Source organism: Rhodoferax lithotrophicus (assembly GCF_019973615.1).
In the GTDB taxonomy this organism is placed as follows: domain Bacteria; phylum Pseudomonadota; class Gammaproteobacteria; order Burkholderiales; family Burkholderiaceae_C; genus Rhodoferax; species Rhodoferax lithotrophicus.
In genome coordinates, this window is sequence record NZ_AP024238.1 from 1,554,340 (window position 1) to 1,566,222 (window position 11,883).

General features: G+C 58.2%; 12 protein-coding genes. 3 read left to right on the forward strand and 9 right to left on the reverse strand.

What is annotated here, in order from left to right; all coding sequences use genetic code 11:
* Positions 1-195: 195 nt before the first annotated feature.
* The 6 genes from mmuM to LDN84_RS07205 form a co-directional block, all read right to left on the reverse strand.
* Positions 196-1,155 (reverse strand): homocysteine S-methyltransferase, encoded by a 960-nt coding sequence (gene mmuM / locus LDN84_RS07180; protein WP_223910449.1) that lies wholly within the window; start codon positions 1,153-1,155, stop codon positions 196-198.
* Between the two features lie 21 nt (positions 1,156-1,176).
* A complete protein-coding gene (locus LDN84_RS07185) occupies positions 1,177-2,403 on the reverse strand; it encodes a trans-sulfuration enzyme family protein (RefSeq protein WP_223910452.1) in 1,227 nt (408 codons plus the stop codon).
* A 119-nt stretch (positions 2,404-2,522) separates the two neighbouring features.
* Positions 2,523-3,218, reverse strand: a complete 696-nt coding sequence (locus LDN84_RS07190; RefSeq protein WP_223910456.1) for an ABC transporter permease — start codon at positions 3,216-3,218, stop codon at positions 2,523-2,525.
* Positions 3,219-3,220: 2 nt separating this feature from the next.
* A complete protein-coding gene (locus LDN84_RS07195; RefSeq protein ID WP_223910460.1) occupies positions 3,221-3,901 on the reverse strand; it encodes an ABC transporter permease in 681 nt (226 codons plus the stop codon).
* A 28-nt stretch (positions 3,902-3,929) separates the two neighbouring features.
* A complete protein-coding gene (locus LDN84_RS07200; protein ID WP_223910462.1) occupies positions 3,930-4,718 on the reverse strand; it encodes an ABC transporter substrate-binding protein in 789 nt (262 codons plus the stop codon).
* Positions 4,719-4,740: 22 nt separating this feature from the next.
* The gene (locus LDN84_RS07205; protein WP_276572421.1) at positions 4,741-5,538 is read right to left on the reverse strand and encodes an ABC transporter ATP-binding protein; all 798 of its coding nucleotides are present in this window, start codon (positions 5,536-5,538) and stop codon (positions 4,741-4,743) included.
* A 162-nt stretch (positions 5,539-5,700) separates the two neighbouring features.
* Here LDN84_RS07205 and LDN84_RS07210 point away from each other — a divergent pair, with 162 nt between their 5' ends.
* On the forward strand, positions 5,701-6,165 hold the full coding sequence (locus LDN84_RS07210) for an Lrp/AsnC family transcriptional regulator (protein ID WP_223910466.1): 465 nt from the start codon (positions 5,701-5,703) through the stop codon (positions 6,163-6,165).
* A gap of 41 nt (positions 6,166-6,206) precedes the next feature.
* Here the strand turns inward: LDN84_RS07210 and LDN84_RS07215 are convergent, their stop codons facing one another.
* On the reverse strand, positions 6,207-6,938 hold the full coding sequence (locus tag LDN84_RS07215) for a helix-turn-helix domain-containing protein (protein ID WP_223910469.1): 732 nt from the start codon (positions 6,936-6,938) through the stop codon (positions 6,207-6,209).
* Between the two features lie 117 nt (positions 6,939-7,055).
* Between LDN84_RS07215 and LDN84_RS07220 the strand changes: the two genes are divergently transcribed.
* Together LDN84_RS07220 and LDN84_RS07225 are read left to right on the forward strand one after the other, a co-directional pair.
* Positions 7,056-7,865 (forward strand): hypothetical protein, encoded by an 810-nt coding sequence (locus LDN84_RS07220; RefSeq protein ID WP_223910473.1) that lies wholly within the window; start codon positions 7,056-7,058, stop codon positions 7,863-7,865.
* Positions 7,866-7,903: 38 nt separating this feature from the next.
* Positions 7,904-9,865, forward strand: coding sequence for an MFS transporter (locus LDN84_RS07225; RefSeq protein WP_223910476.1), 1,962 nt, complete (start codon positions 7,904-7,906; stop codon positions 9,863-9,865).
* A gap of 271 nt (positions 9,866-10,136) precedes the next feature.
* Here the strand turns inward: LDN84_RS07225 and LDN84_RS07230 are convergent, their stop codons facing one another.
* Both LDN84_RS07230 and LDN84_RS07235 read right to left on the reverse strand, forming a co-directional pair.
* Complete coding sequence (locus tag LDN84_RS07230; RefSeq protein ID WP_223910479.1) at positions 10,137-10,826, reverse strand: DUF2971 domain-containing protein; 690 nt, start codon at positions 10,824-10,826, stop codon at positions 10,137-10,139.
* A gap of 498 nt (positions 10,827-11,324) precedes the next feature.
* Complete coding sequence (locus LDN84_RS07235) at positions 11,325-11,879, reverse strand: response regulator (RefSeq protein ID WP_223910482.1); 555 nt, start codon at positions 11,877-11,879, stop codon at positions 11,325-11,327.
* Between the last annotated feature and the right edge of the window lie 4 nt (positions 11,880-11,883).

Sequence of the window (11,883 nt, forward strand, 5' to 3'; positions counted from 1 at the left end):
AACCCATGGATGGCCATGCTCCAAACTGTTCGTTGCGGCGCACTAAGAGAGCGGCAGGGCACAGCAGGCGCGTGGACCGGAGTGGGGTTGGAAATTTATAAGAAACTGGCCTCTAGTCATTGATATGACTGCGTAAGTAGCTATGAAAAGTATAGTTATTGAGGCCGGGTTGCTTCAATCTGGTTGCCGGATGACTCAGCGGGCTTTGAATGTCCGGGCCAAGGCGGCAATGTCAGCCGGTCCGGTGCGGCAGCAGCCGCCAATCAGCCGTGCGCCGCAGGCATACCACGCTTGTGCCTGCTGGGCAAAGTTGTCCGAGTGGCTGCAACCATGCCACTGCTTGTGCGCCGCGTCGTACTGCTCGCCTGAGTTGGGGTAGACCACCATCGGCTTGGTGGTCGCTTGGCGGGCCTGTGCCACCAGCGAAGGAATGAACTCGGGAGCCGTGCAGTTGATGCCGACAGCGACGATTTGCGGCACGCCGTCCAGTTGGGCCACGCAGTTGGCCAATTTTTCGCCCTGGCTGTTGTGTTCACCGTCCCGGCAGGAAAAGCTGACCCAGGCCGCCATGTGATCAAACTCCGGCAGCAGGCTGGCAATGGCCAGGGCTTCGTCCAGGCAGGGCAGCGTTTCGCAGGCCAACAGGTCCGCGCCGGCGTTGGCCAGCACCTGCAGACGCGGGCGATGAAAGTCAGCCAGGGCTTGTTGCGACAGGCCGTAGTTGCCGCGGTATTCCGAGCCATCCGCCAGCATGGCGCCGTAAGGACCGACCGACGCAGCCACCAGCGGTTGGATGCGCCCAACCCGATTGGCAGGGTCGGCCCAAAAGGCATCACGCGCCTGCAGTGCCAGGGTGATGGATTTCTGCATCAGCGAGGCGGCCTCTTCACGGCTGTAGCCGCGCCGCTGAAAAGCTTCAAACGTGGCCTGGTAGCTGGCGGTGGTGGCCACATCGGCCCCGGCGACAAAGTAGTCAAAGTGCACCTGCTGGATGAGGTCGGGCTGCTCGATCAGCAGCTTGGCCGACCACAGCGGGTCGTTCAAATTGGCACCGCGCTTCTCCAGCTCGGTGGCCAGGGCACCATCCAGGATGAAGACGGGTTGTTGTGACAGGGCTTGCGCGATAGGGTCAAAAAAAGTGGCAGCGTTGGGCATGGTATGAGCGTCGTTAAAAAATCAGAGGGTCAATGCGCGGTCAAGGTCGTCGATCAGGTCTTGCGGGTCTTCCAGCCCAATGGACAGGCGCAAAACACCGTCACCCGCATAACGGCGGTAGTCTGCCAGTTGGGCGGGGGTGAGGGTAAAGGTGGATTGGAGCAGGTCTTGGGTTTTCAGCAGCACCACCAGGCTGCGCTGGTGGCCGATGGAAAACGCATAGTCAAACACCGCTGCATCGCGCGCTAGGCGCTGCGCCACCGCCTCAGGATCACGCACCTGGAAGATGATCAACGCCCCCGGCACCCGCATTTGCCGCTGTGCCAGCGCATGCTGCGGGTGACTCGCCAGGCCCGGATAAATCACCGTACTGACCGCCGGATGCGCCTGCAAAAAAGCCGCTACTTTGGCCGCAGAGGCCGACATGGCCTGCATGCGGGGGAACAAGGTGTCGATGCCGCGCATGATCAGCCAGGCGTTTTGCGCCGACAGTGCCGCACCAAAATACACCCCGGCGCGTGAGCGAATCCGCTCCACCAGATCTTTGCGCCCGGCCACGCAGCCACCCAGCGCGTCGCCATGGCCGTTGATGAATTTGGTCAGGGAATGCAGCACCAGATCAGCCCCGAGCGCCAGCGGACAGGTGGCCACCGGCGTGGCAAAGGTGGAATCCACTGCCAGCAAGATGCCTCTCGCCCGGGTGATTTCAGCCAGTGCAGCAAGGTCCGTCAGGCGCAGCAGCGGGTTGCAGGGGGATTCGGCATGGATCAGCCGCGTGTTGGGGCGGATGGCTGCTGCCACATCGTCCAGGTACGACAGGTTCACGGTGGACACTTCGATGCCGTAATCAGGCAACAACTTGCACGCCAGCTCGTGCACCCCGGCATAACACACGTCGCTGATGATCAGGTGATCACCCGCTTTGAGAAACGTGAAAAACATCGCGTTGGCGGCGGCCGTGCCACTGGCCGTGGCAAATGCATCATCCGCGCCCTCCAGGGCCGCCATGCGCAGCTCCAGTTGTCGCACCGTTGGATTGGTCCAGCCTGCGTACAAAAACGGCAAGGCGGTCAGATCAGCCACACCATCTGCCGAAAAAGCGCCATCACCGGGGGCGAACGCATGATTGACCGACATGGCGATGTTGGGCGCAATGGCCTGGGTCACCGGGTCGTGCATCAGCCCACCCTTCAAGGCCAGCGTGGCGGCTTGAAGTGGGCGTGTTGGCTTGGGGTTGACCTGGGGCATCAATGGCGCTCAAAAAAGAAGCGGCCATCGTACCGGCGGGTTGTGGTGGCTGGCGGCGAAATTGCATCGTCGATTGCGGCCAAACCGCAAGCTCCTATCCATCTGCAAAGCCAGGCAGCTTAACGGCGCAAGTAGCGGTTGTTGTGGTGTTCCGCCAGGCGCACGGCCAGCGAGATGATCAAGGTGATCATGGCGTAAATGGCCCCGGCAATGATCAGCGCATCGGTGGTGTAGGACACCGCCGACAGCCGACGCGCCACCCCGGTCAGATCCAGCACCGTGATGGTGCTGACCAGGGCGGTGGCTTTGAGCTGGGCAATCATCTCGTTGCCCAACACCGGCGTGGCAATACTCAACGCACGCGGCAGGATGATGTAGCGATAGCGCTCGAACGTGGTCAGGCCATAGGCGGTGGCTGCCTCTTTCTCACCCGCAGGCACGGCCAGGATGCCCGCACGAATATCTTCGGCCATGTAGGCGGTCAGATTCAGCGCCAGCACCGTCACCCCGCAATAAAAGGAGTCATTGAGCACCAGCCAGGCGGGCGAGTTTCTGACCCACTCGAACTGACTCAAGCCATAGTAAAAAATGAAAATTTGCACCAGCAACGGCGTGCCGCGAAAGATGGCAGAGTACGCGCTGGCGAAACGGGACACCCCCCGGTGGGTCGATGTCCGTGCTACTGCCAGCGGCACGGACAACATGAATCCAATCACACTGGAGCCCAGCAGCAGCTCCAGGGTCAACAGCAGCCCATCCAGAATGTCCGGCCCTTTTTCAGCCAGCAGGGCCATGTAATCATTGAGCAGCGACATCATCACGCCTTGGGTTGGTGGTAGCCACGGTTGGCTTTCTTTTCAAGATGAGCAAACACCGGGTTGGACAGGCTCAGGAACAAGAAATAAATGCCTGCCACCGCCATGAAAAACACAAACGGCTGCTTGCTGTACTGGGCCGCCATGCCGGCCTTTTTCAACAGGTCTTCCAGCCCCACCACCGACACCAGCGAGGTGTCTTTCAACAGCGATTGCCACATGTTGCTCAGGCTGGGCAAGGAGATGCGCCAGGCCTGGGGCAACTGAACATAGAAAAACATTTGGGTTCGTGTCAGGCCATAGGCCTTGGCCGCCTCAATCTGCCCGTGGGGCACGGCGACAAATCCGCCGCGAAACACCTCGGAGGCATAGGCCGCGAACACGATGGAGAGTGCAAACACCCCCCCGGCAAAAGGGCTGATCTCAAATGCCGCATCAAACTGGTTGTTGATCAGATTGGACAGTCCAAAATAACAAATCAGAATGATCAAAAACTCAGGAATGCCGCGCAACAGGCTGGTGAAGTGCGACACCGTCCAGCGCAGATACACGTTGCTGGAGAGTTTGCAGGCCGCAAACGCCAACCCCAACAGCAAACCAAAAAACAGCGAGGTAAACGCCAGCTGCAACGTGACCGCAGCCCCCAGCAGAAGCTGCCCAAAATAGCTAAAAAGAATTTCCATGTGCAAAAGCTGGGGGCTGATCTCTCAATTACTTGGCGGCGTTCGGCGCAATCGTGAACGGGAACACTTTCTTGTTTTCTGCGGCAAAGGTGCCGTCGGTCAATACGGTTTTGATGGCTTTGTTGAAGCTGGCCTTCAGCGGGTCACCCTTGCGGATGGCGATGCCCGTGCCTTCGCCAAAGATCGCGTTGTCAACCAGTGGTTTGCCCGCATAGTCAAAACCCTTGCTCTTGCCGGTTTTGACGATCCAGTCGTACGCCACGGTGGTGTCTGCCAGCACCGCATTCACACGGCCTGATTCCAGATCCAGCCAGGCTTGATCCATCGACTGGTAGATCTTCATGTCAATACCGGACTTGGATTTTGGCAAGCGGGTGTTCATGTAGGACTCATGGGTGGTGCCGCTTTGCACACCGACGACTTTCCCTTTCAGGGTGGCCGGGTTTTCGGTGATGCCAGCGCCCACTTTGGTCACGTACTGAACCGGAGCCAGGGTGAACAGGTCGGTGAAGTCCACCACTTTTTTGCGCTCGTCGGTGATCGACATCTGGGCCAGCACGGCATCAATCTTCTTGGCTTTCAAGGCAGGGATCAGCGCGTCGAAATCCATGGTCACGTATTCGCACTTGACCTTCATGATCTTGCACATGGCGTTGCCGAGTTCAATTTCCATGCCTTGCAGCTTGCCGCTGGCATCCTTGTACTCAAAGGGTGCGTAATCGGTGATGGTGCCGATCTTGACGGTGGGCTCTGCGTAAGCATTGAAAGCCAACAACAGGCTGGCGGCGGCGATGGATTTGAGAAGAGAACGTTTCATTTTTTTCCTATAAAAAAGCCCACTACTTGGGGGACACACTTGACAAAAATTTCTGGAACCGGGCCGAGCGCTGGCTGGTGAACAGCTCGTCTGGCGGGCCTTCTTCTTCCACCTTGCCTTGGTGAAAAAACACCACCTTGCTGGCCACTTCGCGGGCAAAGCCCATTTCATGGGTCACCACCAGCATGGTGCGGCCTTCTTCGGCCAGGGCACGCATCACTTTGAGCACCTCGGTGACTAGTTCCGGGTCCAGTGCCGAGGTCGGCTCGTCAAACAGCATCACATCGGGCTCCACCGCCAGCGCACGGGCAATGGCCACACGCTGCTGCTGGCCACCCGACAACTGGTTGGGGTAGTAGTGCTGTTTTTCAGCCAAACCGACCTTTTCCAGGTAGGCAATGGCTTGCAGTTCGGCATCACGCTTGTCGATGCCCATCACCTTGACCGGCACAAACATCACGTTTTGCAACACCGTCATGTGTGCCCACAGGTTGAATTGCTGGAACACCATGGCCAGCTGACGGCGGATGCGGATGATTTGCTCGGGGTCTTCAGGTTTGAGGATGCCGTCCTTGCCCAGGCTCATCTTGATCAGCTCGCCGTTGACAAACACACGCCCGGCGTTGGGTGTTTCCAGCAAATTGATGCAGCGTAGAAAGGTGCTTTTTCCGGAGCCGCTGCTGCCCAGAATGGCGATCACGTCATGGTTTTTGGCCGTCAGACTGATGCCTTTGAGCACCTCGGTTTGCCCAAAGGACTTGTGCAGGTCTTCAACGACCAGCACCTCTTTGGCATGGCGGCGGGGTTCGGTACTACTCACTTAAGCATCTTTCTTTCACAAGGGACTGCCAGAGGGCAACGACAAATTCATTTGGGTTCAATTGAGGGGTAGGAAGTGTATCGGCAGATGATGTCGCGCCAACATGCAAAAACCATACCTTATGCCCAAACATCAGTTGACATCGCTCCCTAAAATCACCGCATGGACGCATCCCTTGACACGTTTGACCGCAAAATTCTGGCGCTGGTACAGCTGGACTGCCACCTCAATGCAGAGGTGATTGCCGAGCGAGTCGGCTTGTCGGCCTCTGCGGTGCAGCGCCGCTTGCGCCGCATGCGCAGCGAGAAGATCATCACAGCGGAGGTGGCTGTTGTTGACCAACAAACAGTGGGGCCGTTGATGACCTTTATCGCCGGTCTGGAGATTCGGGACAACTACGATGCCTTGCCACGCATCCGTCTTTGGGCCGCAGACCACCCTGAAATCCAGCAAATCTATTACGTCACCGGCCATGTGGATGTGATGATGATCATCACCGCGCCAAGCGTGAAAGCTTACGACATGATCATCGCCCGCATGATGGCCGAGAACCCGCACATCACCCGCATCACCACCAATGTGGTGCTGGACACCATCAAGCTGGGCTTGTTCGTTCCTGTGGAATAAGTGGCCATGGTGACACGCCTGAACGGGCAGAAATCACTCGACTACCGCCGCAGCATGGCGAAGGCCTCAAACTCCCAACTGCGCATGGCCAGCAGCAGGGTGTAGCCCTCGCGGTCTTTCTCGGCGAGTTTCTGGTCGGCCAGGTGTTGCTGGGCAAAGTCCTGCGCCACGCGCTGCATGCGCTCCATGAACGACGGGGCCAGGCTGCGGCTGACCGAGCCATGCACCAGCAGCAAGCCTTCACCCATGCCGTTGAAACCGCCCGAGAAGTAGTCCAGCAGCGCGTTGTCGCGAAAGTAGTTCATCACCGGGCCATGCGGCCGCCAGCGAAAGGCTTTGGCCAGCTTGAGCCGGTAACGGTTCAAGGGCCGCAGCTCAATGATGCCAATGCGATCAAGCTGCACCAGGTAGCCGGTGCATTCGGCCTCGGTCAGGCGGTAGGCGCTTGTGATTTGCTCCAGCGTCCACTGGCTCAGCACACAAATCGCCACCAGCAGCAGTTTTTTATCTGCCACCACGGCGCTTTCCTGCTCCTGGCTGAGCTGCGCCAGCAGCGGCTGCGCGTCGGCCACGCGGCGGGCCAGGTCGGCAAAGTCAAGTTTCAGGGCGCGGCAGATGGCATCAATGCGTGACAGCGGCATGTCGCCCTTGGCCAGCATACGTTTGACGCTGCTCTCGGCCATGTTCAGGCTTTGCGCCAGGTCGGCATAGGTCATGCGGGCGGCTTTGAGTTCTTTTTTCAGGGCGGTCACAAGGTCGGCGGTGGTACTCATGGGTATTGTCTGGTGATACTTTGCGGATTCATTATCTATACAGGTTCAGATATTTGCCAAATTTTTATCGTGACGTTTGCACACTGCAGGTGTTTTTAACCCACCGGAGTGTTTGTCATGAAAGCTTTATCCTCATCCGCTTTATCCCATCCTGCTTTGTCTCGGCCTGAACAGGTGCTGTTGGCTGCGTTGCTGGCGGCCCTGGCGTTGGCCGCTTGGGGCCCCAGCGTAGCCCAGCATGCGCAGTACCACGCTTTTGCCGACCAGCGTGGCTGGCACGGCCTGCCTTGCGCCATGGATGTGCTCACCAACCTCCCGTTTGCCGTGGTCGGCCTGTGGGGGCTGGTGCGGTTGTGGCAGGCCAGCTTGCAACGCAGCTTGAATGACCATTGGCAACTGGCTGCGGTGTTTTTTGGCGGCTTGCTAGTGACCGCTGCCGGTTCAAGCTACTACCACTGGCAGCCCGACAACCATGGCCTGGCCTGGGATCGGCTGGGTATGGTGGTGGCATTTGCCGGGCTGCTGGGCATGGCGGTGGCTGAGCGCATCAGCCTGCGTGCCGGTGTCGCAACGCTGGCGGCCACGTTGCTGGCCGGGCCGGTGGCGGTGCTGGTGTGGTATCAGACCGGCGACCTGTTGCCCTGGGTGGTGGTACAAGCCGGTGGCATGTTGCTGCTGCTGGCTTTGGCCCTGCGCCAACCTACGCCCGATGGCTGGGGTTTGTCACTGGCACCGGTGGTGGCGCTGTACACATTGGCCAAGTTGCTGGAGCTGGGCGACCACTCCGTGTTTGGCTGGACCGGTGGGCTGGTGTCGGGCCACAGTCTGAAGCATGTGGTAGCTGCGCTGGCAGCCTGGCCGGTCATCGCCGTCATGCACAATCACCCGCAATTCAGGCTGCATCAGGCGGCCAAGGTGTGGGCTTGAGCCCCTATTTCCCCATTCCAACCTTCAGGAAAGAAGCCATGTTGAATGCCGAAACCCAGGCGATTGCCGTCTCTACTGTGTCACCAGCGCACGCACAGCATCCCAATCAGTTTGCACTGCTCAAGCAGCGTCGCTTTGCCCCATTCTTCTGGACCCAGTTTGCCGGTGCGGCCAATGACAACCTGTTCAAGTTTGCCTTCACCGTGATGGTGACCTATCAGCTCAGCGTGGACTGGTTGCCCCCGGCCATGGCCGGCCTGGTGATTGGGGCGCTGTTCATTCTGCCGTTTTTGCTGTTCTCGGCCACCAGCGGCCAGCTGACCGACAAGTTCAATAAAACAGCCATGATCCGCCTGGTGAAAAACCTGGAAATTGTCATCATGGGGCTGGCCGCCTGGGGCTTCATGGCCGACAACGTGCTGGTGCTGCTGGGCTGCACTTTCCTCATGGGGTTGCACTCCACCTTGTTTGGCCCGGTGAAATTCGCCTACCTGCCGCAGGTGCTGGGTGAGCGTGAGCTGACCGGTGGCAACGGCATGGTCGAGATGGGCACGTTTGTGGCCATCTTGCTGGGCAATATCGCCGGTGGCCTGCTGGTGGCGATTCCTGAAGTGGGCCACCGTGACGTGGCCCTGACCTGTGTGCTGCTGGCCTTGCTTGGGCGTGGCGTGGCCCAGCTCATCCCCAGCGCCCCCGCCACCGACCCCGGTCTGGTGATCAACTGGAACCCGGTGAGTGAGACCTGGCGCAACCTGAAGCTGGCCCACGGCAACCTGGTGGTGTTCCGCTCGCTGCTGGGCATCAGTTGGATGTGGTTTTTTGGCGCGGTGTTTCTGAGCCAGTTCCCCAGCTTTGCCAAAGAAGTGTTGCACGGTAATGAGCAGGTGGCCTCCCTGCTGCTGGTGGTGTTTTCGATTGGCATCGGCACCGGTTCGCTCTTGTGTGAGGTGTTCAGCCGCCGCCATGTGGAAATTGGCCTGGTGCCGCTGGGCGCGATTGGCATGAGTGTGTTTGCGGTGGACTTGTACTTTGCCTCCCGCAGCCTGCCGCCCGTCGAGGTGATGGGCCTGGGCGCGTTTCTGGCGCAAAGTGCACACTGGCGGGTAATGGCCGACCTGCTACTCTTGAGTCTGTTTGCCGGCCTGTACAGCGTGCCCATGTACGCACTGATCCAGTTGCGCAGCCAGCCCACACACCGCGCCCGCATCATTGCTGCCAACAACATTTTGAACGCGCTGTTCATGATTGGCAGCTCGGTCATCGCCGGGGCTTTGATCAAGAGCGGTTTCAGCATTGCCCAGATCTTTTTGTTCACCGGCCTGGCCAATGCGGTGGTGGCGTTTTACATCTTCATGCTGGTGCCCGAGTATTTGCTGCGCTTTGCCGCCTGGGTGTTGTCGCGCCTGGTGTACCGCTTCAAGGTGCAGGGCGACGAGCACATTCCCAGCCAGGGCGCGGCCATTCTGGCCTGCAACCATGTCAGCTTTGTGGATGCGGTGTTGCTGATGGCCGCCAGCCCGCGGCCCATTTATTTTTTGATGGATCACCGCATTTTTCAGGTGCCGCTGCTGGGTTGGTTGTTCCGGCTAGCCAAAGCCATCCCGATTGCGCCGCGAGCCGAAGACCCGGTGGCTTATGAGGCCGCGTTTGAAGCTGCCGCCAAAGTGCTGCAAGAAGGTGACTTGCTGGCTATCTTCCCAGAAGGCGGCATCACCAAAGACGGCACGCTGCAAGAGTTCAAAGGCGGCATCATGAAGATTCTGGAGCGCACTGCCGAGCAGGGTTTGAGCGTGCCGGTGGTACCAATGGCACTGACCAATCTGTGGGGCTCGTACTTCAGCCGGGTTGAAAAAGGTGCGGCCATGGTGCACCCCTTCCGGCGCGGCGTGTTGAATCGGGTGGGGCTGAATGTGGGGGCGGCGATGGCGGCGGGCGAGGTGCAGCCGGGGGTGTTGAGGGCACGGGTGGCGGGCTTGCTGGGGGAGGGTGTAGCGCGCTGAATTGGGTTTTTCCGGCAGGGTGAATCAGCAAATAAACAGGTTATTGCGTTCATCCTGCTGGGGGCCTTGTGTCTTGATTTTTATATGATATTTTAACCTCTAGAGCTTATTCTGTATGCGTAAGCAGCTGCGTTAAATGTAGCGATAGACGTGATTTTGGGGCGGACTTTCAAGAGGGAGTATGTGATGCATTGGTGATGTGCCTGGATTCAACTGCATCATCAAATGGCTCTAAATCGAATGGCACGAAGCTGTGATGTTGACTGAGAGGTTAAGCAGCGTCATCGGAACCAGCTTCAGCTTCATTGAAGCCATTACATATTTCTTCTCCAGACTGCGCGGTTTTCGGCATGTACATGGAGAGTTCGGCTTGGTCAACCTCAGATCGTCGAAGGGCGAACCGATCGCGTTCTACTTTCATCTGAAAGTAGCGCATCGCGGCATCACGGCCAGCGAGTGCTTTGACTACCGTGTGCACCACCGATTCAGGACACCGCAGACCGAATGTGATCTCCTTGAGCAGTAGGGTTGAGTCTTGATTACCTTGCACTCCCAACAGACGGTACTCCCTCTCATATTTCCAGCCACTTGCTTTCCGAAGAAGGACATCACGATCAAGTTCCTTCTTCGCGTTTTGATCGTCATGTACCAGTGCGCGAATCAGAACCGACGTGCGTACTGATCGGCTGCCTCCATAGACGACGGCGTGCATTTCTGGCTTAGGTTGTCGAATGAGGCCATATCCGATGCATAGACCGCGATGCTGATCACCGTAATGGCTCCAAAGTAAAGGACTTGCGTAGGTAGTAGAGAAGCAGCAAACCCCTCTTTCGTAGTGCCGATGGAGTTCGCTTTCGATCTGTGTGGTGAGAAGATATCTTTCTGCTTCCGCTTCGGACACGGTGTACTCGGGGTCTGTGGCGTTGTATGCGATGGTCTCTAGCTCTTTTCTCGCTTCCAATATCGCTCTCTTCTCTGCGTGCGCTGTGGCACCCTCACCCTTGACTCTAGCTTGCCTAAGAGACGCGAGTACTTCAGACTTTACTCGCCTTCTCACAAGAATAGATAGCAAATTCCGGAGTTCTTCAAGCGGTGAGTCGCAGTCCAGCGTTGGACTGCAGTCGAGCGGGTCATTGAATGTTCCGGGATTCGCGAAGTACAAATGGTCACGGCAAAGAGAGTCAATGGTGGTTGTGCTGAATCCACGATATTTGTAGAAGGTAGCTCGCTTACGTGTCATAGTGTGTGTGGAAATTGCACTGACTAACGAAATTCACATCGGAATGTGCTGCCAATGAATGTGATCTTCCCCGCATTCAAACAGCCCTTGCCGCTTGCTGCCATTGCATAGTCTGCTACCATAAAAATAGCATCAATCCCAACGGTTTCTGAAAATAGACTAGAAGACTTCATGGGCTGACTGTGCTTTCGGCTCTGACTGGGTTGAGTTTCGCCGCAGCTACTCCGGTGTGCTTTTCGGCGGGACTTCAACTGCGGACTCTGCGGGCATCTCCGCCGGTGGTTCAGTCGCCACTTCAGGGGCGGTCGGTGTCACCTGGTCTGGGGCGGCCTGCGCCGCGGCCGCAGGTTTTGGAGCTTCGCGCTGTTCAAGTTGGGTGCGCAGTCGGCTTTCCAGAATCACGCTGTGGCAGGCTTTCTCTATCACCGCCACCAGCCGTTGCTGTTGAAACGGTTTGAGTACGTAGCCCTTGGCTCCGGCTTTCAAGGACTCCAGCACCATTTTTTCCTGCCCGTGGGAGGTCACCATGATGATGTTGGCATCCGGGAATTCGCGTTTGATGGCACGTGTGGCTGCAATGCCATCCATCTCCGGCATGGTGATGTCCATAGTGACCAGATCGGGCTTGTACTCGCGGTAGGCGGCGATGGCTTTTAAGCCGTTGTCAACCGTCTTCACCACCCGGTAACCCAGCAGCTCCATCATCATGACCAGTTTTTGGCTGATGATGGGCGAGTCGTCAACCACCAGGACTCTGAGCGCGGTGATTTCCATCGGG